The following is a 24,851-nucleotide window of genomic DNA, read 5'->3' on the forward strand; positions in this document are numbered from 1 at the left end:
GGTCGTCACGACGGAAGCCACCGGAGGGACGCTCGTCACGACGCTCGAAGGAACGGCCGCCACGGTCATCACGGTTGAAGCCACCCGACGGACGGTCGTCACGACGGAAGCCACCCGACGGGCGGTCGTCACGACGGAAGCCACCGGAGGGACGCTCGTCACGACGCTCGAAGGAACGGCCGCCACGGTCATCACGGTTGAAGCCACCCGACGGACGGTCATCGCGACGGAAACCACCCGAGGGACGGTCGTCACGACGGAAGCCGCCACGGTCGTTGTCACGGCGGAAGCCACCGCGGTCACCGCGGTCGTCACGGTTGAAGCCACCGCGGTCACCGCGGTCACGGCGCTCGAAGTTGCCCCGCTCGTCGCGGAACGTCGAACGCTCCTCGCGGCGCTCCTCGGCCTTCGCGGCGCGCTCGGCCTCGACGGCGGCGGCGGCGACCTCGGCCTCGGCGGCCTCGGTCACCTCGGCCACGGCGGCCTCCGGGTCCTCGCCGCGCTCACGGGCGGCGCGGGCCACCAGGCGGTCGGCCTCCTCGCGGAGCTCGACGGCACGGCGCTGCAGGCGCTCCAGCTGCTTGGTCAGGTCGACGACCTCGCGCTCGGCCTGCTTGGCCGAGTTGTTCGCGGAGTCGGCCTGGACCTCGGTCAGCGAACGGGCGCCGGTGATCTCGGCGACCTCCGGGTCGAAGGCGCCGGCGCCGCCGACGATGTGGCGCGAGGCGTCGACGCCCGCGTCCTCCATCAGGCGGAAGATCTGACGGCGCTGGTGCGGCAGGGCCAGGGAGACCACGACGCCGGAGCGGCCGGCGCGGGCGGTACGGCCCGAGCGGTGCAGGTAGTCCTTGTGGTCGCCGGCCGGGTCCACGTTGAGGACCAGGTCGATGCCGTCGACGTGGATGCCGCGGGCGGCGACGTCGGTCGCGACGAGCGCGTTGACGTAGCCGTCCTTGAAGTCGGCGAGGGTGCGCGTACGGGCGCCCTGGGTCATGCCGCCGTGCAGGGCGTCGGCCTTCACACCGGAGTCGCGGAGCTGCTCGGCGATGCGGTCGGCGCCCAGCTGGGTGCGGACGAAGATGATCGTGCGGCCCTTGCGGGCGGCGATGGCGGCGGTGACCGGGGCCTTGTCCTTCGGCTTCACGACGAGGACGTGGTGGGTCATCGTGGTGACGGCACCGGCGGACGGGTCGACCTCGTGCGTGATCGGGTTGACCAGGTAGCGCTTGACGAGGGTGTCGATCTCGTTCTCCAGGGTGGCGGAGAAGAGGAGACGCTGGCCGCCCTCGGGGACCTGGTCGAGCAGCTCGGTGACCTCGGGCAGGAAGCCCAGGTCGGCCATCTGGTCGGCCTCGTCGAGGACGGCGATCTGGACCTGCTCCAGGGAGCAGGCGCCGCGGTTGATGATGTCGCGGAGACGGCCCGGGGTGGCGACGAGGATGTCGACGCCGCGCTCCAGGGCGTAGATCTGGTTGCCCATGGACGTACCGCCGCAGACGACCTTCATCTTGAGGCCGAGCACGTCGCCGTAGGGCTGGAGGGCGTCCGCGACCTGCATCGCGAGCTCACGGGTCGGGGTGAGGATGACGCCGCGGGGCTTCTTCTTCTCGGTGTGGCCGTCCGCGAGGGTGGCGAGCAGCGGCAGACCGAAGGAGAGGGTCTTGCCGGAGCCGGTGCGGCCGCGGCCGAGGATGTCCTTGCCGGCCAGGGCGTCCGGGATGGTCGCCGCCTGGATCGGGAAGGGGGTGGTGACGCCGTTCTGCGCGAGCTTGCGCACGACGCCCTCGGGGAGACCGAGGTCGCCGAAGGTGATGGTGGGCTCGTCGGAGACGGTCTCCTCGACGACCGCCTCGGCGGTGTCGTCCGCCTCGGTCACGACGGTCTCGGTGGCCTCGACGGCCTCGACGATCTCGTCGTTCTCGGGCATGACGGCGTGGTCAGAACTGAAAATGGACATGCGAAATGCGAAACCTTCCGGAGTCTCGGCACGCGCCCGTCAACTCCGTGATTTCGCAAACGACCGCCTCAATGCGGTCAGCCACGGCTAGGGAGAGTACGCGCCACGCGGCGCTCTTCTGTGTCGGCGCCGGGCAATAGGATCAAGCGATCTACCACCATACGGACTCTCCCCCACCTATAGCAAATCGGACTCCGTCACACCGGTCCGACCTGCGGGGACGCCATCGGCTCCGGGGACGCTCCCGGCCCGTCCGCCGCCCGCATCGCGCCCATCTGGGTGTCGGTGCCGGAGGGCGGTGGATCGGTGGGGTTCGAGGTCGGCTCCGGCGTCGGCTCGGGCGTCGGGTTGGCGGTCGGCTCCGGCGTCGGCTCGGGGCTCGGCACGGTCGGCTCCGGCGTGGGCGTGGCCCCGCCCCCGTCCGCACCCCCGGCGCCTCCCCCGCTGCCGCCGCTCCCCCCGCCGCCGCTGCCGTTCCCTCCGCCGCCCGGGACCTCGTGCCCGCCACCGGCCGGCTGTGTCTTCGACGGCCCTCCGGGCCCGCCGGGACCCTGCCCCGGCAGCACAGCGCCCGGGGAGGGCGTCGCCGTGCCGGACGGCGAGCCGCTCGGGACCGGGGACTCCTCGCCGGCACCGGCCGGCGCGGGCCCGCCGCCCCTGTCCTGCCGGCCGCTCCACGAGCCGCCGTCGCCGCCCCGGTCTCCCCCGCCCCCGTCGCCCTCGGCCGCCACGCCGTGCTTCCCCCCGGACGCGCCGGGCGCCGGCTTCGCCCCCTCGTCGCTCACACTCATACAGCCGCTCAGACCGGCACAGGCCGCGACGGCCAGCGCGGTGGCGGCCCATCTCACCGGGGTGGGCAAATGGCGCACGGGGGCACCTCCAGGACACAACAGGCAGGAACGGAACGCGTCGCACTGCCCAACTCCCCGGGCACCACAAGGGACACGCGCCGGGAGGCCCGAGCCTCAGCCGTACCCGAGGGCGTGCAGCCGTTCGTCGTCGATGCCGAAGTGGTGGGCGATCTCGTGCACGACGGTGATCTCGGTCTCCGCGACCACGTCCTCGCGCGACTCGCACATCCGCAGCGTCGGCCCCCGGTAGATCGTGATCCGGTCGGGGAGCACGCCGGCGTACCACTCGCCCCGCTCGGTCAGCGGCGTCCCCTCGTAGAGCCCGAGCAGCTCGGGATCGTCCGGGGCGGGCTCGTCCTCCACGAACACGGCGACGTTGTCCATCAGCCGTGTCAGCTCCGGCGGGATCCGGTCCAGGGCCTCGGCGACAAGCTCCTCGAACTCCTCGCGCGTCATCTCCAGCACGGGCCCATTCTCCCCCCGTCCGGGGGCACCTCCCACGTGCGGCCGGGAACCGTTTTGGCGATAGCGCCCGGCATCCCATATGCTTCTCACGTCCCCGACGCACTGAGAAGTGCGCAGGTGAGCCTCTAGCCCTCATCGTCTAGTGGCCCAGGACGCCGCCCTTTCAAGGCGGTAGCACGGGTTCGAATCCCGTTGGGGGCACGCATGATCGTGTGCGAGACTAGTGATCGCGCACAAGCTTGGCTCTGTGGAGCAGTTGGTTAGCTCGCCACCCTGTCAAGGTGGAGGTCGCGGGTTCAAGTCCCGTCAGAGTCGCTGAAGCTGGAAACAGCTTCGTGGCTGGGTAGCTCAGTTGGTACGAGCGATCGCCTGAAAAGCGATAGGTCGCCGGTTCGACCCCGGCCCCAGCCACAAAGAGAAGGCCCCGTTCGAAAGAACGGGGCCTTCTTCGTTCCCCGAGACGTGCGGTCGTACGGGGAAGGGGCCCGCGCCCCTCCCCCGTACGGCTCAGGCCTCCTCGCTCCGCCGCGCCCTGCGGCCCCGCAGCGCGAGTCCCACCGCCACCGCCGCCACGACCGCGACGAGCAGCGCCCAGTCCGGCACCGACCGGCCCAGTGCGGCGACCCGCTCCTCCACGGCGAAGGACGCGTCCACCGAGAGCAGGCCCGGCAGCCCGGTCGTCCCGTCGAAGACCAGGAAGAGCGCGCCGAGGGCGAGGAAGAAGAGGCCGGAGAGCAGCGAGGTCGAGTGGACCTCGAAGCGCCCGAGCCGGAGCGGACGGCCCCGCAGCCAGCGCCGCCGGCCCAGCTCGTACCGGTCCCAGAGCAGTGCGAGGACGAACAGCGGGACGGCCATGCCGAGCGCGTACACGGCCAGGAGCAGCCCGCCGTACGCCGGGCTGCCGCTCAGCGCCGCCACCGTCAGGACGCTGCCGAGGATCGGGCCCGCGCAGAAGCCGGCCAGGCCGTAGACCAGGCCGAGGGCGTAGACGGAGAGCGCCGACGTGGGGCGGATGCGGCCGCTCGCCTCGGCGATCCGGCGGGAGGTGAAGCCCAGGCCGAGCATCTGGAGGACGCCGAGACCGATGATCAGCCAGCCGCCGACGGTGACGAGCAGGTCCCGGTGGCCGTAGAAGAACCGGCCCGCGAGGGAGCCGGCCGCGCCGAGCGGGACGAGGGTGGTCGCCAGACCCGCGTAGAGGATGCCGGTCCTGGCCACCAGCTTCGCGCGGGTGTCGATCGAGTACGCGAAGAAGGCGGGCAGGAGCAGCGCGCTGCACGGGCTGAGCAGGGCGAGGAGGCCGCCGAGGAAGGCGGCGAAGTAGCCGATGCCGGAGGTCACGGGCGGGCCTTGGCGGTCTTCGCCGCCGCCTCGATGGCCTCCGTGAACGTCTCCAGGGGCTGGGCGCCCGCGATCGGGCGGCCGTTGACCAGGAAGGACGGGGTGGAGGTGGCGCCGAGCGAGTAGCCCTGCTCCTGGTCCGCGCGGACCGCCGCGCGGGCCGCCGCGCCGTCGGTGTCCCGGGCGAAGCGGGCCGCGTCGGGGACGCCGGCCTCCTTCGCGAGGGCGGCGAGCCGGTCCTTGCCGAAGCCCTTCTCCTTGGCTCCCTCGGCGTACGCGGCCCGGTGGAACTCCCAGAAGCGGCCCTGCTGCCCGGCGGCCCAGGAGGCGCGGGCGGCGGTCTCCGACTCCTCGCCGAAGATCGGGAAGTTCCGCCACTCGATGCGGAGGGTGCCGTTCTGGACGTACTTCCTCACCAGGGCGGGCTCGGTGTCGCGGGCGAACTTCCCGCAGTAGCCGCACTTGAAGTCGGCGTACTCGATGAGCACCACGGGCGCGTCGGCGCGGCCGAGGGCGAGCTTGTCGGAGGCGTCGCGGCGGGCGTACGCCTCCAGTTCGGCGTAGACGCCGGCGGACGGGTCGGCGGACACCTCGGCGACGGAGGAGGAGCCGGAGGCGCCGGGGGAGGCGGGCTTGGTGGCGGTGTACGAGACGACGCCGAGCAGCACGGCGGCGACCGCCACCCCGGAGACGAGGGCGACGGGCTTGGTCCTGGACATGCGGAAGCGCTCCTGGAGGAGTGGTGAGAGGGGAAGGACGGCGGAGGGCGAACCGTTCCGCCTACACCCTCAGGACCGACAGCTCCACCGGAGACGGAGGCACGCGCGCGGGTGGCTCCCGGCCCGGCGGCACGGCCGGAGCGCCCGGGTCCTGCTGCCGGGTCCCGGGGGCAACCCGGTCGGCGGCCAGGGCGGGCAGCAGTTCGGCGAAGCCGTGCGCGCGCGGCGGTACGACGGGACCCGAGGCCCCTTCGTCGGCGGGACCGGGGTCGCAGCCGGGCACGGCGGCGCCCAGGACGACCGGGGCGGCCCCGGGCGGCGGGCCCACGGCGGCGCCGCAGACCAGGAGGCCCAGCACCAGACCCAGCAGCGCGGCGAACGCCGCCGTCGCGCGGGTGGTGCGGAACATGCGAAACCTCTCAGGCCGGGCCAGATGCCCGGAATACTACGCACCGGAGCCCCGCCCCCTTCGTAAATCGGTTCGCCGCTTCTCGTCCGCAGGTGCGATCCTGGATCCCGTATGTCTACTTCCTTCGCCGCCCTCCAGTCCGTCCTGGCCGAGGTCTCGCTGCGGGACTCCCACCGGCTCGGCCGCCGTCTCGAAGGCGCCCGCCGCATCCGCAAGCCCGAGGCCCGCGCGGCCGTCCTGGACGAGATCGCCGCCGAGGCGGCCAAGGCCAAGGAGCGCGTCGACGGGCGCGCCTCCCGCGTGCCCCCGGTCACGTACCCCGAGCAGCTGCCCGTCTCGCAGAAGAAGGACGAGATCCTGGAGGCGATACGCGACCACCAGGTCGTGATCGTCGCCGGTGAGACGGGCTCCGGAAAGACCACCCAGATCCCGAAGATCTGCCTGGAGCTGGGCCGGGGCGTCCGGGGCATGATCGGGCACACCCAGCCCCGCCGGATCGCCGCCCGCACGGTCGCCGAGCGCGTCGCCGAGGAGCTGCGGACCCCGCTCGGCGATGCCGTCGGCTGGAAGGTCCGGTTCACCGACCAGGTGAACCCCGACGCGACCTTCGTGAAGCTGATGACCGACGGCATCCTGCTCGCCGAGATCCAGACGGACCGCGAGCTGCGCGCGTACGACACGATCATCATCGACGAGGCCCACGAGCGGTCCCTCAACATCGACTTCCTGCTCGGCTATCTGGCCCAGCTCCTCCCGAAGCGCCCCGACCTCAAGGTCGTCATCACCTCCGCGACGATCGACCCGGAGCGCTTCTCCCGCCACTTCGGCGACGCCCCGATCGTCGAGGTCAGCGGGCGTACGTATCCGGTCGAGGTCCGTTACCGGCCGCTCCTGGAGGAGGACTCCGAGGAGTCCGACCGGGACCAGATCACCGCGATCTGCGACGCCGTCGACGAGCTGCAGAAGGAGGGGCCGGGCGACATCCTGGTCTTCCTCTCCGGCGAGCGGGAGATCCGCGACACGGCGGACGCGCTGACCAAGAAGAAGCTCTTCGGCACGGAGATCCTGCCGCTGTACGCCCGGCTCTCGCACGCCGAGCAGCACCGGGTCTTCCAGGCGCACTCGGGCCGCCGGATCGTCCTCGCGACGAACGTCGCCGAGACCTCCCTGACCGTCCCCGGCATCAAGTACGTGATCGATCCGGGCACCGCCCGCATCTCGCGCTACTCGCACCGCACGAAGGTGCAGCGCCTCCCGATCGAGCCGGTCAGCCAGGCCAGCGCCAACCAGCGCAAGGGCCGCTGCGGCCGTACCAGCGACGGCATCTGCATCCGCCTGTACTCCGAGGACGACTTCCTGGTCCGACCGGAGTTCACGGACGCGGAGATCCTCCGGACGAACCTGGCCTCCGTCATCCTGCAGATGACCGCGGCCGGCCTCGGCGACATCGAGAAGTTCCCCTTCATCGACCCGCCGGACCACCGGAACATCCGGGACGGCGTCCAGCTCCTCCAGGAGCTCGGCGCGATCGACCCGGCGGAGAAGGACCCGAAGAAGCGGCTCACCCAGCAGGGCCGGAAGCTCTCCCAGCTGCCCGTGGACCCGCGGCTCGCCCGGATGGTCCTGGAGGCCGACAAGAACGGCTGTGTCCGCGAGGTCATGGTGATCGCGGCGGCCCTCTCGATCCAGGACCCGCGCGAGCGGCCGTCCGAGAAGCAGGCGCAGGCCGACCAGCAGCACGCCCGCTTCAAGGACGAGACGAGCGACTTCCTCGCCTTCCTCAACCTGTGGCGGTACGTCCGCGAGCAGCAGAAGGAGCGCGGGTCCAGCTCCTTCCGCCGGATGTGCAAGCAGGAGTACCTGAACTTCCTGCGCATCCGCGAGTGGCAGGACATCTACAGCCAGCTGCGCACGGTCGCCAAGCAGATGGGCATCCATCTGAACGAGGAGGACGCGCCCGAGCAGTCCGTCCACGTCTCCCTGCTCTCCGGCCTCCTGAGCCACATCGGCCTGAAGGACGTGAAGGAGTCCAAGGACGGCGCGAAGGACGGCGCGCGCCGCGAGGGCGGCCGGGGCGAGTACCTGGGCGCGCGCAGCGCCAAGTTCGCGATCTTCCCCGGCTCCGCGCTCTTCAAGAAGCCCCCGCGCTTCGTGATGTCCGCCGAGCTGGTGGAGACCTCACGGCTCTGGGCCCGGGTCAACGCCCGGATCGAGCCCGAGTGGATCGAGCCGCTCGCCCAGCACCTGGTGAAGAAGACGTACAGCGAGCCGCACTGGGAGAAGGACCAGGCGGCCGTGATGGCCTTCGAGAAGGTGACGCTGTACGGCGTCCCGATCGTCGCCGACCGCAAGGTGAACTACGGGCGGATCGACCCGGAGGTCTCCCGCGACCTGTTCATCCGGAACGCGCTCGTCGAGGGCGACTGGCGCACCCACCACAAGTTCTTCGCGGACAACCGCAAGCTGCTCACCGAGGTCGAGGAGCTGGAGCACCGGGCCAGGCGCCGGGACATCCTCGTCGACGACGAGACGCTCTTCGACTTCTACGACAAGCGCGTCCCCGAACACGTCGTGTCCGGAGCCCACTTCGACTCCTGGTGGAAGCACAAGCGCCACGAGGAGCCCGAGTTCCTCGACTTCGAGCGCGAGATGCTCATCAACGAGAAGGCCGGGGCGGTCACCAAGGACGACTATCCGGACTCCTGGCGCCAGGGCGCCCTGAAGTTCCGGGTGACGTACCAGTTCGAGCCGGGCGCCGACGCGGACGGCGTCACCGTCCACGTGCCGCTCCAGGTGCTCAACCAGGTGACGGACGAGGGCTTCGAGTGGCAGATCCCGGGTCTGCGCGCGGAGGTCGTCACGGAGCTGATCCGCTCCCTGCCGAAGCCGATCCGCCGCCACTACGTGCCCGCGCCGAACTTCGCGAGCCGCTTCCTGGACGCGGTCGTGCCCGTCCAGGAGCCGCTGACGGGCGCGCTCGCCCGTGAACTCCAGCGGATGGTGGGCGTCCCGGTCACGGCCGAGGACTTCGACTGGGCGAAGGTCCCCGAGCACCTCAAGGTGACCTTCCGGATCGTCGACGAGCGGCGCCGGAAGCTGGCCGAGGACAAGGACCTGGAGACGCTGCGGCTGAAGCTGCGCCCCAAGGCCCGTCAGGCGCTCTCCAAGGCCGCCGCGGCGGTCACGGGCGGCCCGGACGGCTCCGGGCCCTCCCTGGAGCGCACGGGCCTCAAGGACTGGACGATCGGGACGCTCACGAGGGTCTTCGAGACCAAGCGCGGCGGGCAGCCGGTGAAGGCGTACCCGGCGCTGGTCGACGAGGGCGACTCCGTGGCCGTGCGGCTCTTCGACTCGGAGGCCGAGCAGGCGCTCGCGATGTGGCGGGGCACCCGGAAGCTGATCATGCTGAACATTCCGGTGAACCCGGCGAAGTTCGCCTCGGACAAGCTGACCAACCAGCAGAAGCTGGCCCTGTCGTCGAATCCGCACGGCTCGATACAGGCCCTGTTCGACGACTGCGCGACCGCGGCGGCCGACAAGCTGATCGCGGACCACGGCGGCCCGGCCTGGGACGAGGAGTCCTTCCGCAAGCTGTACGACAAGGTCCGCGCGGACCTCGTGGACACGACGGTGCGGACGGTGGGGCAGGTCCAGCAGATCCTGGCGGCCTGGCAGGCCTGCGAGCGCCGGCTGAAGTCGACGAACAGCCTGGCCCTGATCGACAACCTGACCGACGTGAGGGCGCAGCTCGCCTGGCTGATGCCGGCCGGCTTCGTCACCCGTACGGGCCTGAAGCGGCTCCCGGACCTGATGCGCTACCTGGTGGCGGTGGACCGGCGGCTCCAGCAGATGCCGACCGGGGTCCAGCGGGACACCACCCGGATGGAGAAGGTCCGGGAGATGCTGGACGAGTACGCCTGGCTGCTCGAACAGCTTCCGAAGGGCCGCCCGGTGCCGTCCGAGGTCACCGACATCCGGTGGATGGTCGAGGAGCTGCGGGTGAGCTACTTCGCGCACGCCCTGGGCACCGCGTACCCGATCTCGGACAAGCGGATCGTGAAGGCGATCGACGCGGCGGCCCCGTAGGGACCGGTGCGCGGGACCTCGCCGCCGGCGAGTTCGACCAGACCCCCTGACCTGCTGTACAGTCTTGCTCGCAGCCGCTTACGAGGGGCTGCGAGCAAGGCTCTGTGGAGCAGTTGGTTAGCTCGCCACCCTGTCAAGGTGGAGGTCGCGGGTTCAAGTCCCGTCAGAGTCGCCTTCACGAAGGCCCGCATCGCGAGATGCGGGCCTTCGTTGCGTTCCCGTGTCTTGACGGGGCCGCGCGCCCACCGGTACCCCGGACTTCAGGGATTCGGGGGCCCACACCGGAGGTGGTCGCGCATGGCCGCGGCGTCCGCAGCACGGCACGACACCCGCGCGCTGCTGCGCGCCCATCTGGCGGCCGCGTCGCGGTACGGACACCTCACCCGCCACTGCGTGGTCTGCCATCGCCTCCTGCGGCTCGCCATGGAGCTTCCCGAGGCGGAGGAGGCGGTCGAGCCGGCGGAGCGGGCCGGGGAGCGCACGGAGGACGAAAGTCCCACCGACCCATGACCAACGGCGGGTTGGGGGCGATCCCGGAGGTGGCAGGCTGTTCCTTGGCAAGACTTCTCCGGTGTGACGGGAGTCACTGAAACCGTTTCGGAAACCTCCGCACTTACACCCTCCCTACACCGGCCCGATTTAATATGTGCAATTGCACCACCCGGGAGAGGGTGTGGCGCAGGGCACAAAAAAGATCGCGCTGGACCCGGCGGAGTCCAGCGCGATCGTTGACGAAGTCCTGTTGGGGCAGGAGCCCGTCGGCAGTACTAGGGGTGGGCGACCGGATTGGGGGATCCGGACGGGCCCGGTGTTACGGGGTGTTGCGGGGTTCTGCAGGGTTCTGCGCGACCTCAGGCCTCGCTGCGCTGCTGCGGAATGCCCGCCAGCAGCGCGCGAACCTCGGCCTCGCGGTACCGGCGGTGCCCACCCAGCGTGCGGATGGACGTGAGCTTCCCGGCCTTCGCCCAACGGGTCACCGTCTTCGGGTCCACGCGGAACATCGTGGCAACCTCGGCAGGGGTCAGCAGCGGCTCGGCATCAGGGGTGCGAGCGGTCATGAGCGGCCTCCTCGGGAGAACCGAACCAATCTCGGTTCTTTCCTCTAAATTCTGCACCTTGACCCGCGTTGCCCGAAATGGCAGAAGCGGGCCGAGTCGGTTATAGGACGAACGGCTTGTCCTCGGCACTACAACTACACCATCCGTCCAGCCACGTCGGCCAAACCGATGGAATTGCCCTCGCAGGTGTTCATCAGCGGCGGAAGTCGATGGACCATGCCATAACGGACAGTCACGCCACTGTGACGATCAGTCACAGAGCGATCAGGAGTCCTCAGACCCCCCATAGAGTGCAATGCTGAGCGTTCCGCCCGAACTTGGGCGGAAGGAACCCTCCCCGGACTCCTTGTCCTATTTTGGCACGAGGGTGGGTGATGGGCGCAAGGGTGCGTTACGTGCTGTCCGTCACGCTTGAGCCAAAGGCCCGGATCAGGACCAACGTCCCCGCCCCCACGGTGCGAAAGACCTGAGCCACCCGACCGATCGTGAATCGGCCACCGAACCTCCAAGATCATTTACACCCGTCGGACATGTCTTGTCGATACCGACCTGACGAACTTGTCCGGCTGATGTCAGTTCGCGAAACGCAGGTCCCTGACCGTCCGCCAGCGCTCCGCCAGCCGCCCGTACACCTCGCTCGCCGCCTCGCCGTCCCCGGCCCGCAGCGCGGCGATCCCCTCCGCCAGCTGCGCGGCCGACCGGTCCTCCGCCAGCCACCCGGCCGGCACCGCGTGCACCAGACCGCCGAAGTCCAGCTCCACGAGCGCCCGCGGATGGAACTCCTCCAGCCAGCGCCCCACCTCGACCAGACCCTGCGTCATCGGACCGTCGTCGATCGACTCCCGCAGCGCCCGCAGCGCCCGCGCGAGCCGCCGCCGCGCCTGGGCCATCGTCGTCCGGTAGCGCAGCACCGGCGCCCGGCCCTCCTCCGCGTCCCCCGGCTCGTACTCCCGCTCCTCGTCCCCGAAGAGCGCGAACCAGCGCAGCGGCACGTGCCAGACCCCCGTACGGATCCACGGCCGCGCGTCCGGGTTCCGGCTCAGCCACCGCTCGTAGTCGCTCGCCACCTGCACCCGGACCACCGGCGGCAGCATCGCGTCGAGCACCGACGCCGGATACGGCCCGGCCACCAGCTCCTCCAGGGCCAGCCAGCCCCGCAGCCGGGTCCGCCACGGGCAGATCACCACCACCCCGTCCAGCCGCGCGACGAAGGCCTCCCCGCTCTCGTGGACCGGCACCGGCACCGGGGGCGTCGGCAGCAGGTCCGCGAGCGAGCGGCGCAGCTCCTCCTGCGCCCCCGGGACGCTCGGCCGGCGCGCGTACCGGTCCCAGTGGGACCTCTCCGGCTCGGGGAACGCGGCCAGCGGCTCGTACACCCGCAGATAGGACGCGTAGGGAACGGGGACCGTGGAGGCGACCGACATGTCGCGAATCCTTCCACGGAGGTCCCCCGGGAGGGGGTGATCCTCGGCACTGCGGCCGATCTACGCCGGGGTAGGACTTACCCTCGTGCCGAACTGGTCCTCCCCCACCCGCAGGGAGGGCCGAAACCGCCGCTTCGTACTTGGGAGTCACCACCGTGACCGATGTGACCGGCGTTCCTGCTGACGTACTGCACACCTTGTTCCACTCGGAGCAGGGTGGCCACGAGCAAGTCGTGCTCTGCCAGGACCGCGCCACCGGCCTCAAGGCCGTCATCGCCCTCCACTCCACCGCCCTGGGCCCCGCCCTCGGCGGCACCCGTTTCTACCCGTACGCCACCGAGGCCGAGGCGATCGCCGACGCGCTCAACCTGGCCCGCGGGATGTCGTACAAGAACGCCATGGCCGGCCTCGACCACGGCGGCGGCAAGGCCGTCATCATCGGCGACCCCGAGCAGATCAAGACCGAGGAACTGCTCCTCGCCTACGGCCGCTTCGTCGCCTCCCTCGGCGGCCGGTACGTCACCGCCTGCGACGTCGGCACCTACGTCGCCGACATGGACGTCGTCGCCCGCGAGAACCGCTGGACCACCGGCCGCTCCCCCGAGAACGGCGGCGCCGGTGACTCCTCCGTCCTCACCGCCTTCGGCGTCTTCCAGGGCATGCGCGCCTCCGCGCAGACCCTCTGGGGCGACCCGACCCTGCGCGGCCGCAAGGTCGGCGTCGCGGGCGTCGGCAAGGTCGGCCACTACCTCGTCGAGCACCTCCTGGAGGACGGCGCCGAGGTCGTGATCACCGATGTGCGCGAGGAGTCGGTGCGCCGGATCACCGACAAGCACCCGCAGGTCACCGTCGTCGCCGACACCGACGCCCTGATCCGCGTGGAGGGCCTCGACATCTACGCCCCCTGCGCGCTGGGCGGCGCCCTGAACGACGACACCGTCCCGGTGCTCACCGCGAAGATCGTCTGCGGCGCGGCCAACAACCAGCTCGCCCACCCCGGCGTCGAGAAGGACCTCGCGGACCGCGGGATCCTCTACGCGCCCGACTACGTGGTCAACGCCGGTGGCGTGATCCAGGTCGCCGACGAGCTGCACGGCTTCGACTTCGACCGCTGCAAGGCGAAGGCGACGAAGATCTTCGACACCACCCTGGAGATCTTCGCACGTGCGAATGCCGATGGCATTCCGCCGGCCGCCGCGGCCGACCGCATCGCCGAGCAGCGCATGGCGGACGCCCGCCGGCGCTGAACCGCGACCCCCTCGACACGGGAGCCGGCCCGCCGCCGGAGAGACTTCGCTCACGCCCTTCGGCGGGTCGGCCCTCAAGAAGAGGTTAAAATCGCGATTGACCAGCGAGGAAGGGGCACCTCGATGGTTCTGTACCGGGGTATGTGATGCGCGCGGCGTACCGTAGACCCACGGAAACAGGTACCGTTGAAGCCCTACGGACCGGTCTCTCTGTCGAGAGTCCGTTCCGAATCATGAACGCGTGTCAAGACTCTGGGGCCGACGAGCCCCGTCACCGAGGGGGTCGAGCCATGGGGCGCGGCCGGGCAAAGGCCAAGCAGACCAAGGTCGCCCGCCAGCTGAAGTACAGCAGCGGCGGGACAGACCTGACGCGTCTGGCCAATGAGCTGGGCGCTTCGACTTCGAGCCAGCCGCCGAATGGCGAGCCGTTCGAGGACGACGACGAGGAAGACGACCCGTACGCCCAGTACGCGGATCTCTACAACACGGACGACGAGGACGAGGACGACGAGTCCGGTCCGGGCACGTCCCCGCGTCGCGCTTGACCTTCTGAATCACCGAAACCCGGACCGGGGTCACCCGGCCGGGTTTCTGTGCTGTCCGCACGCTGTCGGCACACGGCTCGCACCGGAGGCGGAGACGCCGACGGGGCGCCCCCTCAGGAGCGCCCCGCCTCGTACGTCTCCGACTACTTCGCGTAGTCCCCGACCAGCTCCGCGCCGGTCGTGTGCGCCCCGCGCTCGGTGATCTCGCCCGCGACCCAGGCCTCGACCCCGCGGTCCTCCAGGGTCGCCAGGGCCACGTCCACGGACTCGGCCGGCACGACGGCCATCATGCCGACGCCCATGTTCAGCGTCTTCTCCAGCTCCAGGCGCTCCACCTGACCGGCCTTGCCGACCAGGTCGAAGATCGCGCCCGGCGCCCAGGTCGAACGGTCGACCGTGGCGTGCAGCCCGTCCGGGATCACCCGCGCCAGGTTGGCCGCGAGGCCACCGCCCGTGATGTGGCTGAAGGCGTGGACGTCCGTGGTCCGGGTGAGGGCCAGGCAGTCCAGCGAGTAGATCTTCGTGGGCTCCAGGAGCTCCTCGCCGAGCGTCCGGCCGAGCTCCTCGACCTGCTGGTCGAGGGTCATGCCCGCGCGGTCGAAGACCACGTGCCGGACGAGCGAGTACCCGTTGGAGTGAAGGCCCGAGGACGCCATCGCGATGACCGCGTCCCCCGTACGGATGCGGTCCGCGCCCAGCAGCCGGTCGTGCTCCACGACACCCGTGCCCGCGCCGGCCACGTCGAAGTCGTCCGGGCCGAGGAGGCCCGGGTGCTCCGCCGTCTCGCCGCCGACCAGGGCGCAGCCGGCGAGGACACAGCCCTCGGCGATGCCCTTGACGATGGCGGCGACCCGCTCGGGGTGGACCTTGCCGACACAGATGTAGTCGGTCATGAAGAGCGGCTCGGCACCGCAGACGACGATGTCGTCCATGACCATCGCGACCAGGTCGTGGCCGATCGTGTCGTACACGCCCATCTGGCGGGCGATGTCGACCTTCGTGCCGACGCCGTCGGTCGCGGAGGCGAGCAGCGGACGCTCGTAGCGCTTGAGGGCGGAGGCGTCGAAGAGGCCGGCGAAACCGCCGAGGCCGCCGAGGACCTCGGGGCGCTGCGTCTTCTTCACCCACTCCTTCATGAGCTCGACGGCGCGGTCGCCCGCTTCGATGTCGACGCCCGCACTCGCGTAGCTGGCACCGGTGGTCTGAGACATGGGTTCAGAGCTTTCGTGTCGTACTGCGGGTGTGCAGCGGGGTCTTACGGGCGACGGAGGGCGTCGGAGGCCGCGGTGGCGGCCGGGCCGGCGGCCAGCTCGGTCTCCAGGAGCTGCTTGCCGAGCAGCTCGGGGTCCGGCAGCTCCATCGGGTACTCGCCGTCGAAGCAGGCACGGCAGAGGTTCGGCTTCTGGATCGTGGTCGCCTCGATCATCCCCTCCAGGGAGATGTACGAGAGCGAGTCCGCGCCCAGCGACTTGCCGATCTCGTCGACCGACATCCCGTTGGCGATCAGCTCCGCGCGGGTGGCGAAGTCGATGCCGAAGAAGCAGGGCCACTTGACCGGCGGCGAGGAGATCCTGATGTGGACCTCGGCCGCACCGGCCTCGCGGAGCATCCGGACCAGGGCGCGCTGGGTGTTGCCGCGGACGATCGAGTCGTCGACGACCACGAGCTTCTTCCCCTTGATGACTTCCTTGAGGGGGTTCAGCTTCAGCCGGATGCCCAGCTGGCGGATGGTCTGGGAGGGCTGGATGAAGGTGCGCCCGACGTAGGCGTTCTTCACCAGGCCGGCGCCGAAGGGGATGCCCGAGGCCTCGGCGTAGCCGATGGCTGCCGGGGTGCCGGACTCCGGCGTCGCTATCACCAGGTCGGCCTCGACCGGCGCCTCCTTCGCGAGGCGGCGGCCCATCTCCACGCGGGAGAGGTACACGTTCCGGCCGGCGATGTCGGTGTCCGGACGGGCCAGGTACACGTACTCGAAGACACAGCCCTTGGGCTTCGCTTCCGCGAATCGAGAGGTACGGATGCCGTTCTCGTCGATCGCGATCATCTCGCCCGGCTCGACCTCGCGGACGTAGCTGGCGCCGCAGATGTCGAGGGCGGCGGACTCGGACGCGACCACCCAGCCGCGCTCCAGACGGCCGAGGACCAGCGGGCGGATGCCCTGCGGGTCACGGGCCGCGTAGAGCGTGTGCTCGTCCATGAAGACGAGGGAGAAGGCGCCCCGGACGTCGGGGAGGACCTTCGCGGCGGCCTGCTCGATGGTGAGCGGCTCGCCGTCCTCGTCCACCTGGGCGGCGAGGAGCGCCGTGAGGAGGTCCGTGTCGTTGGTGGCCGCCACACGAGTGGTGCGGCCTTCCCGCTTGGGCAGGTCGGCGACCATCTCGGCGAGCTGCGCCGTGTTCACCAGGTTGCCGTTGTGGCCGAGCGCGATCGAGCCGTGGGCGGTCGCCCGGAACGTCGGCTGCGCGTTCTCCCACACGGAGGCCCCGGTGGTCGAGTAGCGGGCGTGACCGACCGCGATATGACCTTGGAGTGAACCGAGAGAAGTCTCGTCGAAGACCTGGGAGACGAGTCCCATGTCCTTGAAGACGAGGATCTGGGAGCCATTGCTGACCGCGATTCCCGCGGATTCCTGACCCCGATGCTGGAGGGCGTAGAGCCCGAAGTACGTGAGCTTTGCGACCTCTTCACCCGGAGCCCAGACACCGAAGACGCCACAAGCGTCCTGGGGGCCTTTCTCACCGGGGAGCAGATCGTGATTGAGTCGACCGTCTCCGCGTGGCACGTTTCCGAGTGTAGACGGGCTCGACCACTGGTCCGAATTGAGGAAAACCGGGGGTGCCCGCACTCGTGCGATCGCACCAATTGATCGATTGCGGCTTGGAGGGGCCCACAAAGCAGGCGGGGTAAGGGTTTCCGGCCACCAGGCCCGTACGAGCGGACGCTCGTACCAGGCCCGGGCCGGTCCCGCGATGTGACGGACGCCGCAGTCCGCGTCCGCTCAGCGGGCCGACGCGGTCGCCGTGAGGCCCTCGCCGGAGGCATCCGTGAGGGTCAGCGTTCGGTGGTTCAACCGATAGGTGAGCGGGCCGTCGAGGAGCTCGTACAGCTCCGTCTCCAGCTGCATCTGCGGGCCCGTGCACATCATCCGGGTCGTCGCCGCCGGGCCCTCGACGGTGAGTGCGTGGGCCTTCTCGTCGAGGCGTGCGGTCGCCGAGAAGTTGTTGCAGCCGAGATTGCCCGTGACCCGGCCGTCCGCCCCGAGGACGAACCGCGCCTTGTCGCCGCTCCCGGCGGGCGGCGAGGCCACCGTCCCGCCCGAGACCAGGCCGTCGACCTTCCACGTGGTGCCGCGCAGCGGGACGGCCGGCTCGGCGGTCAGCTCCAGGCCGGCGCGCCCGTCGGCCGAGGACAGCCGCAGCTCGTCGCCCTTCAACGTGCCCTTGAGCCGGCCGGAGAAGGCCTTGAGCATCTCCTTCTCGAAGCGCTGCCGGTCACCGGGGCAGCCGATCTCCGTCACCTCCTCCGGGGAGACCGAGAGGGTGTCGCCCTTCAGCACCACGGTGGCGCCGAAGGTGTTGCAGCCGGTGTTCCCCCGGGCCCGGCCGTCCTCGAAGTCGACGCGGGCGCCGTCGGGGGCGGCGGACCTGCGGCCGTCGACCGTGACGGCGCCGACCGTCCAGTGCGTGCCGGCGACCGGCAGGTCGGGGGAGACGGTGTCCGCTCCCCCGGAACCGGCGCCTGACTCCGTACCGCAGGCGGTCAGCAGAAGGAGCGGGACCAGGACGACGAGTGCGCGTGGCTTCGGCATGGAGGTGGGACGGACCGGCGGGTCGTACGGTTCCGGGCTCAGGCCATCAGAGGGAGCAGGCCGCTCAGGTCCGCGCGCTCCCCGCTCGCGCTCACGCGCGCCCCGTCCCGCTCCACCGCCCACTCCGTACGGCCCGTCGCGAGCCTGATCCAGGTCAGCGGGTCCGTCTCCACCACGTTCGGCGGGGTGCCCCGGGTGTGCCGGGGGCCCTGCACGCACTGCACCACCGCGAACGGCGGGATCCGCACCTCGACCGCCCCTCCCGGTGCCTTCACCGCGAGGGCGTCGGCGAGCAGACGGGTGCAGGCGGCGAGCGCCTGGCGGTCGAAGGGGATCTCCCGGCCGGCCGCCCGGTTCAGGTCGTCGGTGTGGACCACGAGTTCGACGGTGCGGGTGACGAGGAAGTCCCCGAGGCGCATCGGGCCGATCCACAGGTCCATCACCCGGTCGTCGTCGTGCGCCGCCAGCGCCTCGGACAACCGGGCGCCGGCGCGCTCGTACAGCTCCGCGAGGGGCGCCCCGCCGAGCGTCTCCCGCGCCGCGTCGGCGATCTTCCCGGCCAACGCGACCGTGGTGAACGGCCAGTCGTGCGGAAGGAGCCGCCCCTCGGCCGCGGGCGGCCGGTCGAGCCCCCGGGCCAGCGAGTCGGCGATCCACGCGACGTGCCCGGCGAGATCGGCGACCGTCCACTCCCCCAGGTGCGTCGGACGGGACAGCTCGTCGGGGGTGAGACCGCGCACGGCCTCGGCGACGTGGCCGAACTGGGCGAGGACCGCGGCCCGGGTCCTGGCGGAGTCGTAGCTGCGGGGGCGCTTCTTGGCGGGTGGCATGGCCCGAGGCTAGCGCTGAGACTGGAAGGGCAGGGAGCCAATCGCGAGCGAGAGCAGGCGACGGGACCATGACCCATCACGAGCACCCCCACGCCGCCCTGGTGCGCCGGGGCTACGAAGCGTTCGGCAAGGGGGACATGGAGACGCTGGCCGGGATGATGACCGGCGACTGCACCCAGCACGTGCCCGGCGAGAGCCGGATTTCCGGGCACTACAAGGGACGGGACAGCGTCCTCGGGGACTACTACCGGATGCTCGGCGAGCTGAGCGGCGGCACCATGCGCGTCGAGCTCAAGGGCGTCTACGTGGACGGCCGCGGCCATGTCATCACCACGCACCGGTTCTTCGCCGAGCGCGGCGACCGCGGCATCGAGATGGACGGCGGCCTGTTCTTCACGCTCGTCGGCGACAAGATCTCCGACATCGACGAGTGCATCGCCGACATCGTGGAGGCGGACTCCTTCTGGGGTCAGGAGGCCGCCGGATAGGCCTCCGCCGGCACGTCGAACGTCGCCCCGTTCCCCGGCACCCCCACCCCGCGCCAGGTGAACGGGACGCCCAGGGCCGTCTCCGGGTCGGGGCCGTCCATCAGCTGGAAGTGCACGTGGGGTTCGGTGGAGTTGCCCGAGTTCCCGCACCGGGCCAGCTCCCGGCCGGCGAGGACCCGGTCGCCGGGCCGGACGGCGAGCGAGCCGCGCCGCAGATGCGCGTACATCGCGTACGTACCGTCGCCGAGGTCGAGGACGAGGTGGTTGCCGGTGACACGGCGCGCCCCGGCGAGCGCGCGGACCGACGACTCGGCCAGCAGCATGAGGGCGAGGGCGGGGAGCGAGCCCCGGCTGAGGTGGTCGCGCTGCCCGTCCTCCGCGTGCACGACGGTCCCGCCGGCGACCGCGAGGACGGGCGCGCCGAAGGCGGGGAACTCCTCGCTCCGGCGGAACACCGGCCACAGCCAGGCGAACGACGGGCGGGGACGGTCCTCGTCCTCCCGCACGATGTCGATGGCGTACGTCTGACCGAGCTGGTGCGTGCCGTGGCTGGGCGTCCGGTCGGCCGGACTGTTCAGCGCCGACCAGCGGCCGGTGACCGGCGGTTCCACCTCGACCGGCTCGCCGGGAGCAACGGCCTCGAAGCGCTTCCGGGCGGTACGGGAGAGCGTGAGGCCGAGGGCCGCGCCGGCGACCGCCGGGAGCCAGCCGACCGCGTACGGATAGGGCGGGTCGACGAAGACCGAGGCGACGGCCTGCACGACGAACAGCAGCCACAGCGCGCGGTGGACGAGCCCCGCGGCCTTGCGTGCGGACATGCGCTTCCCCCCGGAGGTCGCGGTCACGGGCGGGCGGCGGTGAGCGCCACCAGGAGCGGGACGACACGGGCCGGCGGCACCTCGTGGCGCCCGCGCCCGGAGGTCTGCAGCCAGCCGGCCCCGGTCAGCTGGCGCAGGTGGTGGTAGATCTGGCCGGTCGTGCCGATCCCGTCGAGGTCCGCCAGCTCGGCGGCGGTGCGACGGCCGCCGAGGATCTCCCGCAGCAGCCGGAGCCGTACCGGATGGCCGAGCGCGGCGAACGAGTCGGCCGTCCCGGACCAGTCCTCGTCGAGCAGCCGCTCCGTGAAGGCGCCGAACTGCCACTCGTACCGCTCGTGGGTCGGCAGCCGGACCGACCCCGTGAACAGCACGGCGCCGTCCTCGCCCGCCTCGCCCGCCGTGGCGAGTTCCGCCTTGAGTCCTTCGAGGGCCCAGAGCGTCGCCTCGATCCCGGGCGCCGGGGGATCCGTGGCCTCCAGGGCCGCCATGCGCCGCTCCAGCTCGGCGACCCGCTCTTCCAGCTCCATGGCATGGAGATTACGTAATTACGTGATCCCTGTGCAAGGGAACGCGAAGAAGCCCCCGCCCGGACCCGAAGGTCCGGACAGGGGCTCCCCCCGTGCTCTCGATCAGGCCAGCAGGCCCGGGATCGTCGCCTCGTGCGCCTCGCGCAGCTCCGCGAGGGAGAGCGCGAACTCGCCCTGCACGTCCACGGAATCACCGTCGACGACACCGATCCGCGTCGCCGGCAGACCCCGCGCACCGCACATGTCGGTGAAGCGGAGCTCCTCGCTGCGCGGGACGGCGACGACCGCACGGCCGGCCGACTCGCTGAAGAGGAACGTGAACGCGTCCAGGCCCTCCGGGACGACCAGGCGCGCGCCGTTCCCGCCGCGCAGGCAGGACTCGACGACCGCCTGCACGAGACCGCCGTCGGACAGGTCGTGCGCCGCGTCGATCATGCCGTCGCGCGAGGCCGAGATCAGGATCTCGCCGAGCAGCTTCTCCCGGTCCAGGTCCACGGCCGGCGGCATGCCGCCGAGGTGCTGGTGGATCACCTCGGACCAGGCCGAACCGCCGAACTCCTCCTTGGTGTCGCCCAGCAGGTAGAGGAGCTGGCCCTCTTCCGCGAAGGCGATCGGGGTGCGGCGGTTCACGTCGTCGATCACACCGAGGACGGCCACGACCGGCGTCGGGTGGATCGCGACCTCACCGGTCTGGTTGTACAGCGACACGTTGCCGCCGGTGACCGGGGTGCCCAGCTGGAGGCAGCCGTCCGCGAGACCACGGGTGGCCTCGGCGAACTGCCACATCACGGCCGGGTCCTCGGGCGAACCGAAGTTCAGGCAGTCCGAGATCGCCAGCGGCTTGGCACCGGAGGCGGCGACGTTGCGGTACGCCTCCGCCAGCGCCAGCTGCGCGCCCGTGTACGGGTCGAGCTTCGCGTACCGGCCGTTGCCGTCGGTCGCCATGGCCACGCCGAGGTTGGTCTCCTCGTCGATCCGGACCATGCCCGCGTCCTCGGGCTGCGCCAGGACCGTGTTGCCCTGCACGAACCGGTCGTACTGGTCCGTGATCCACGACTTCGAGGCCTGGTTCGGCGAGGAGACCAGCTTCAGGACCTGGTCCTTCAGCGCGGCGCCGTCCTGCGGCCGGGGCAGCTTGCCGGCGTCGTCGGCCTGGAGCGCGTCCTGCCAGTCCGGGCGCGCGAACGGCCGGTGGTAGGTCGGGCCCTCGTGGGCGACGGAACGCGGCGGCACGTCGACGATCTGCTCGCCGTGCCAGAAGATCTCCAGGCGCTCGCCCTCGGTCACCTCACCGATGACGACCGCGATGACGTCCCACTTCTCGCAGATCTCCAGGAAGCGGTCGACGTGCTGGGGCTCGACGATCGCGCACATGCGCTCCTGCGACTCGCTCATGAGGATCTCCTCGGGCGAGAGCGTGGCGTCGCGCAGGTGCACCAGGTCGAGATCCACCCGCATGCCGCCGGAACCGGCGCTCGCGAGCTCGCTCGTCGCGCAGGAGAGCCCGGCGCCGCCGAGGTCCTGGATGCCCGCGACCAGCTTCTCCTTGAAGATCTCCAGGGTGCACTCGATGAGGAGCTTCTCCTGGAAGGGGTCGCCGACCTGGACGGCGGGGCGCTTGGTGGGCTTGGTGTCGTCGAAGGTCTCGGACGCGAGGACCGAGACGCCGCCGATGCCGTCGCCACCCGTGCGGGCGCCGTACAGGATGACCTTGTTGCCGGGGCCCGAGGCCTTGGCGAGGTGGATGTCCTCGTGCTTCATCACGCCGATGCAGCCGGCGTTGACCAGCGGGTTGCCCTGGTAGCAGGAGTCGAAGACGACCTCGCCGCCGATGTTCGGCAGGCCCAGGCAGTTGCCGTAGCCGCCGATGCCGGCGACGACACCGGGCAGCACGCGCTTGGTGTCGGGGTGGTCGGCCGCGCCGAAGCGCAGCGGGTCGACGACCGCGACCGGGCGGGCGCCCATGGCGAGGATGTCGCGGACGATGCCGCCGACGCCGGTGGCCGCGCCCTGGTAGGGCTCGATGTACGAGGGGTGGTTGTGCGACTCCACCTTGAAGGTGACCGCGTACCCCTGGCCGACGTCGACGACGCCCGCGTTCTCACCGATGCCGACGAGCATGGCGTCGTTCTCGGGGGTCTTCTCGCCGAACTGCTTCAGGTGGACCTTGCTGCTCTTGTAGGAGCAGTGCTCGGACCACATGACGGAGTACATGGCGAGCTCGGCGCCGGTGGGACGGCGGCCGAGGATCTCGCGGATGCGCGCGTACTCGTCCTCCTTGAGGCCGAGCTCCTTCCAGGGCTGCTCGCTGTCCGGCGTCTCGCTCGCGTGCTTGACGGTGTCGAGGCTCATCAGGCGTTGACCAGCTTCTTGAGGATCGAGGTGAAGAAACCGAGGCCGTCCGTCTTGCCGGTGCCGATCAGCGGCTCGACGGCGTGCTCCGGGTGCGGCATGAGGCCGACCACGTTGCCCGCGGCGTTGGTGATGCCCGCGATGTCGCGCAGCGAGCCGTTGGGGTTGACGTCCAGGTAGCGGAAGGCGACCCGCCCCTCGGCCTCCAGCTCGTCGAGCGTGCGCTCGTCGGCGACGTACCGGCCGTCCATGTTCTTGAGCGGGACCTCGATCTCCTGGCCCGCGGAGTAGTCCGAGGTCCAGGCGGTCTCCGCGTTCTCCACCCGCAGCTTCTGGTCGCGGCAGATGAAGTGGAGGTGGTTGTTGCGCAGCATCGCGCCCGGCAGCAGATGGGCCTCGGTGAGGATCTGGAAGCCGTTGCAGATGCCGAGGACGGGCATGCCCGCCTTCGCCTGCTCGATGATGGTCTCCATCACCGGCGAGAAGCGGGAGATGGCTCCGGCCCGCAGGTAGTCGCCGTAGGAGAAGCCGCCGGCCAGGACCACGGCGTCGACCTGCTTGAGGTCCTTGTCGCGGTGCCAGAGCGAGACGGGCTCGGCGCCCGCCAGGCGGGCGGCGCGCAGCGCGTCCTGGTCGTCGAGCGTTCCGGGGAACGTGACGACGCCGATGCGTGCGGTCACGACTCCACCTTCACGACGAAGTCTTCGATCACGGTGTTGGCAAGGAAGGTTTCGGCCATCTCATGGATGCGGGCGAGGGCGGCGTCGTCGACCGGTCCCTCCACCTCCAGCTCGAAGCGCTTCCCCTGACGGACGTCGGCGATTCCGGCGAATCCCAGGCGAGGCAGTGCACGCTGCACCGCCTGCCCCTGAGGGTCGAGGATCTCCGGCTTGAGCATGACGTCGACTACGACGCGTGCCACTGGCACTCCCGGTGGTGTGTTGCGTGGGCGGTTCCCTCAGCGTACCTGCCTCCAAATTCTACGCGGGTAGAGATCTGAAGGATCCTACAAAAGCCCGGTTCAGGGCGGCGTGCACCACACGAACACCATCCCCGCGCGCGGCACACACTCCCCGCAAAATTCGAGTGAAATATTGCGGAGCGCATTGCACCGGGACACGCTGAAACAATTGACAGGGCTTCACAATGCGACGCCCACCGCTGTACAAAGGAATCCAGAAGAAAGCAGCATTGTCCCGGCACAGCCGTACGGTCGGCATCGTCGCACGTCAGGGGCGCCACAAGCGCTCCGTCGACCCCGGCGGCCGCAGGAAAGGACCGATATCCGTGGCTCAGCGTGTGGTGGTCACTCTCTCCGACGACATCGACGGCGGAGAAGCGGCTGAAACGGTCGCGTTCGGCCTCGACGGGAAGATGTACGAGATCGACCTGAATGCTGCCAATGCAAAGAAACTCCGCAAGGCCCTCGCGCCCTACCTCGCCGCGGGCCGCAAGCTGCCGGCGCGGACCGCGGCCGGCCGGAGCCTGCCGGTCGACGCGTACACGCACACCGCCCTCGCCCCCGACCCGGCGGCGGTCCGCGCCTGGGCGCAGTCCAACAAGATGGACGTCCCCGCCCGCGGCCGGATCCCCAAGCGCGTCTACGAGGCCTTCCGCGCGGCGAGCTGAGCGACGCGGGAGCGGGTGACGGGGGAGCCGGGTGACGGGGGAGCCGCTGACGGGGCTGACGGCGAGGGGGCCGGCGGTGACGGGGGCGGCGGTGACGGGGGCGGCTCCCGGCGCCGGGCCGGAGCCGATTTGCATTGCACCCCCCATGATCCGCTAGAGTCTGAATCACGCCGAGGGGCGAGGCCGAAAAGCCGAGTCCCCAGCAGCGTGCGGGTGTAGTTCAGTAGCAGAACAGCCCCCTTCCAGGGGGAAGGCGCAGTGTGCGATCCCTGTCACCCGCTCTGCGAGAAACGCGTT

At 70.8% G+C, this 24,851-nt stretch carries 23 protein-coding genes and 5 tRNA genes; 11 read left to right on the forward strand and 17 right to left on the reverse strand.

The window, feature by feature from the left end; genetic code table 11:
• The 3 genes from ABTY59_RS07325 to ABTY59_RS07335 all read right to left on the reverse strand — a co-directional run.
• A partial coding sequence (locus tag ABTY59_RS07325) for a DEAD/DEAH box helicase (protein WP_352017941.1) occupies positions 1–1,957 on the reverse strand: 1,957 nt, incomplete at its 3' end.
• 197 nt (positions 1,958–2,154) lie between these two features.
• Positions 2,155–2,826: a hypothetical protein gene (locus ABTY59_RS07330; protein ID WP_352017942.1), complete on the reverse strand. Its 672-nt coding sequence runs from the start codon at positions 2,824–2,826 to the stop codon at positions 2,155–2,157.
• A 96-nt stretch (positions 2,827–2,922) separates the two neighbouring features.
• A complete protein-coding gene (locus ABTY59_RS07335) occupies positions 2,923–3,273 on the reverse strand; it encodes a metallopeptidase family protein (RefSeq protein WP_033208941.1) in 351 nt (116 codons plus the stop codon).
• A gap of 128 nt (positions 3,274–3,401) precedes the next feature.
• Here ABTY59_RS07335 and ABTY59_RS07340 point away from each other — a divergent pair.
• The 3 genes from ABTY59_RS07340 (at position 3,402) to ABTY59_RS07350 (ending at position 3,684) form a co-directional block, all read left to right on the forward strand.
• Positions 3,402–3,474: transfer RNA gene (locus ABTY59_RS07340), tRNA-Glu, on the forward strand.
• Between the two features lie 40 nt (positions 3,475–3,514).
• Positions 3,515–3,588, forward strand: a tRNA-Asp gene (locus ABTY59_RS07345).
• Between the two features lie 22 nt (positions 3,589–3,610).
• A tRNA-Phe gene (locus ABTY59_RS07350) sits at positions 3,611–3,684 on the forward strand.
• Positions 3,685–3,780: 96 nt separating this feature from the next.
• Here ABTY59_RS07350 and ABTY59_RS07355 read toward each other — a convergent pair.
• The 3 genes from ABTY59_RS07355 to ABTY59_RS07365 all read right to left on the reverse strand — a co-directional run bounded on the left by ABTY59_RS07355 (position 3,781) and on the right by ABTY59_RS07365 (position 5,742).
• Positions 3,781–4,614, reverse strand: coding sequence for a cytochrome c biogenesis CcdA family protein (locus ABTY59_RS07355; protein ID WP_352017943.1), 834 nt, complete (start codon positions 4,612–4,614; stop codon positions 3,781–3,783).
• Entirely contained in the window at positions 4,611–5,333 is a 723-nt protein-coding gene (locus tag ABTY59_RS07360; protein WP_352017944.1) for a DsbA family protein, read from the reverse strand. Before ABTY59_RS07360 ends, ABTY59_RS07355 begins: the two co-directional genes overlap by 4 nt.
• Before the next feature lie 61 nt (positions 5,334–5,394).
• Complete coding sequence (locus ABTY59_RS07365) at positions 5,395–5,742, reverse strand: hypothetical protein (RefSeq protein ID WP_352017945.1); 348 nt, start codon at positions 5,740–5,742, stop codon at positions 5,395–5,397.
• A gap of 111 nt (positions 5,743–5,853) precedes the next feature.
• Between ABTY59_RS07365 and hrpA the strand changes: the two genes are divergently transcribed.
• From hrpA to ABTY59_RS07380, 3 genes are all read left to right on the forward strand, one after another.
• On the forward strand, positions 5,854–9,828 hold the full coding sequence (gene hrpA, locus ABTY59_RS07370) for an ATP-dependent RNA helicase HrpA (RefSeq protein WP_352017946.1): 3,975 nt from the start codon (positions 5,854–5,856) through the stop codon (positions 9,826–9,828).
• A 98-nt stretch (positions 9,829–9,926) separates the two neighbouring features.
• Positions 9,927–10,000 (forward strand) — tRNA-Asp (locus ABTY59_RS07375).
• Between the two features lie 125 nt (positions 10,001–10,125).
• Positions 10,126–10,338, forward strand: a complete 213-nt coding sequence (locus tag ABTY59_RS07380) for a DUF6274 family protein (RefSeq protein WP_352017947.1) — start codon at positions 10,126–10,128, stop codon at positions 10,336–10,338.
• Positions 10,339–10,679: 341 nt separating this feature from the next.
• Here ABTY59_RS07380 and bldC read toward each other — a convergent pair whose 3' ends face one another.
• Together bldC and ABTY59_RS07390 are read right to left on the reverse strand one after the other, a co-directional pair.
• The gene (gene bldC, locus ABTY59_RS07385) at positions 10,680–10,886 is read right to left on the reverse strand and encodes a developmental transcriptional regulator BldC (RefSeq protein ID WP_003949541.1); all 207 of its coding nucleotides are present in this window, start codon (positions 10,884–10,886) and stop codon (positions 10,680–10,682) included.
• A gap of 572 nt (positions 10,887–11,458) precedes the next feature.
• Entirely contained in the window at positions 11,459–12,310 is an 852-nt protein-coding gene (locus ABTY59_RS07390) for a DUF8083 family protein (RefSeq protein WP_352017948.1), read from the reverse strand.
• A gap of 155 nt (positions 12,311–12,465) precedes the next feature.
• Between ABTY59_RS07390 and ABTY59_RS07395 the strand changes: the two genes are divergently transcribed.
• Together ABTY59_RS07395 and ABTY59_RS07400 are read left to right on the forward strand one after the other, a co-directional pair.
• Complete coding sequence (locus tag ABTY59_RS07395) at positions 12,466–13,557, forward strand: Leu/Phe/Val dehydrogenase (protein ID WP_352017949.1); 1,092 nt, start codon at positions 12,466–12,468, stop codon at positions 13,555–13,557.
• Between the two features lie 290 nt (positions 13,558–13,847).
• Positions 13,848–14,102 (forward strand): DUF3073 domain-containing protein, encoded by a 255-nt coding sequence (locus ABTY59_RS07400; protein WP_352017950.1) that lies wholly within the window; start codon positions 13,848–13,850, stop codon positions 14,100–14,102.
• A 143-nt stretch (positions 14,103–14,245) separates the two neighbouring features.
• On the opposite strand, the gene purM is transcribed toward ABTY59_RS07400, so the two are convergent.
• From purM to ABTY59_RS07420, 4 genes are all read right to left on the reverse strand, one after another.
• Positions 14,246–15,313 carry a phosphoribosylformylglycinamidine cyclo-ligase gene (gene purM, locus ABTY59_RS07405; protein ID WP_352017951.1) on the reverse strand — a complete coding sequence of 356 codons (1,068 nt, stop codon included), beginning with the start codon at positions 15,311–15,313 and terminating at the stop codon, positions 14,246–14,248.
• Between the two features lie 44 nt (positions 15,314–15,357).
• A complete protein-coding gene (purF, locus tag ABTY59_RS07410) occupies positions 15,358–16,884 on the reverse strand; it encodes an amidophosphoribosyltransferase (RefSeq protein ID WP_352017952.1) in 1,527 nt (508 codons plus the stop codon).
• 216 nt (positions 16,885–17,100) lie between these two features.
• Positions 17,101–17,910 carry an META domain-containing protein gene (locus ABTY59_RS07415; RefSeq protein WP_352017953.1) on the reverse strand — a complete coding sequence of 270 codons (810 nt, stop codon included), beginning with the start codon at positions 17,908–17,910 and terminating at the stop codon, positions 17,101–17,103.
• A gap of 38 nt (positions 17,911–17,948) precedes the next feature.
• The gene (locus ABTY59_RS07420) at positions 17,949–18,740 is read right to left on the reverse strand and encodes a maleylpyruvate isomerase family mycothiol-dependent enzyme (RefSeq protein ID WP_352017954.1); all 792 of its coding nucleotides are present in this window, start codon (positions 18,738–18,740) and stop codon (positions 17,949–17,951) included.
• 68 nt (positions 18,741–18,808) lie between these two features.
• On the opposite strand from ABTY59_RS07420, the gene ABTY59_RS07425 reads away from it, so the two are divergent.
• Positions 18,809–19,228 carry a nuclear transport factor 2 family protein gene (locus ABTY59_RS07425; protein WP_352017955.1) on the forward strand — a complete coding sequence of 140 codons (420 nt, stop codon included), beginning with the start codon at positions 18,809–18,811 and terminating at the stop codon, positions 19,226–19,228.
• On the opposite strand, the gene ABTY59_RS07430 is transcribed toward ABTY59_RS07425, so the two are convergent.
• From ABTY59_RS07430 to purS, 5 genes are all read right to left on the reverse strand, one after another.
• A complete protein-coding gene (locus ABTY59_RS07430; protein ID WP_352017956.1) occupies positions 19,210–20,046 on the reverse strand; it encodes a M23 family metallopeptidase in 837 nt (278 codons plus the stop codon). The two genes, ABTY59_RS07425 and ABTY59_RS07430, sit on opposite strands and share 19 nt — an antisense overlap.
• 23 nt (positions 20,047–20,069) lie before the next feature.
• Complete coding sequence (locus tag ABTY59_RS07435) at positions 20,070–20,573, reverse strand: ArsR/SmtB family transcription factor (protein WP_352017957.1); 504 nt, start codon at positions 20,571–20,573, stop codon at positions 20,070–20,072.
• 102 nt (positions 20,574–20,675) lie between these two features.
• On the reverse strand, positions 20,676–22,925 hold the full coding sequence (gene purL / locus ABTY59_RS07440; protein WP_352017958.1) for a phosphoribosylformylglycinamidine synthase subunit PurL: 2,250 nt from the start codon (positions 22,923–22,925) through the stop codon (positions 20,676–20,678).
• Positions 22,925–23,605 carry a phosphoribosylformylglycinamidine synthase subunit PurQ gene (purQ, locus tag ABTY59_RS07445; protein ID WP_043224763.1) on the reverse strand — a complete coding sequence of 227 codons (681 nt, stop codon included), beginning with the start codon at positions 23,603–23,605 and terminating at the stop codon, positions 22,925–22,927. Before purQ ends, purL begins: the two co-directional genes overlap by 1 nt.
• Entirely contained in the window at positions 23,602–23,847 is a 246-nt protein-coding gene (gene purS, locus ABTY59_RS07450) for a phosphoribosylformylglycinamidine synthase subunit PurS (RefSeq protein ID WP_015035032.1), read from the reverse strand. Before purS ends, purQ begins: the two co-directional genes overlap by 4 nt.
• Before the next feature lie 365 nt (positions 23,848–24,212).
• Here purS and ABTY59_RS07455 point away from each other — a divergent pair, with 365 nt between their 5' ends.
• Positions 24,213–24,554 (forward strand): histone-like nucleoid-structuring protein Lsr2, encoded by a 342-nt coding sequence (locus ABTY59_RS07455; RefSeq protein ID WP_352017959.1) that lies wholly within the window; start codon positions 24,213–24,215, stop codon positions 24,552–24,554.
• Positions 24,555–24,763: 209 nt separating this feature from the next.
• Positions 24,764–24,835 (forward strand) — tRNA-Gly (locus tag ABTY59_RS07460).
• Positions 24,836–24,851 lie beyond the last annotated feature (16 nt).

Origin of the sequence: Streptomyces sp. NPDC096079 (assembly GCF_040303145.1) — a bacterium.
In the GTDB taxonomy this organism is placed as follows: Bacteria; Actinomycetota; Actinomycetes; order Streptomycetales; family Streptomycetaceae; genus Streptomyces.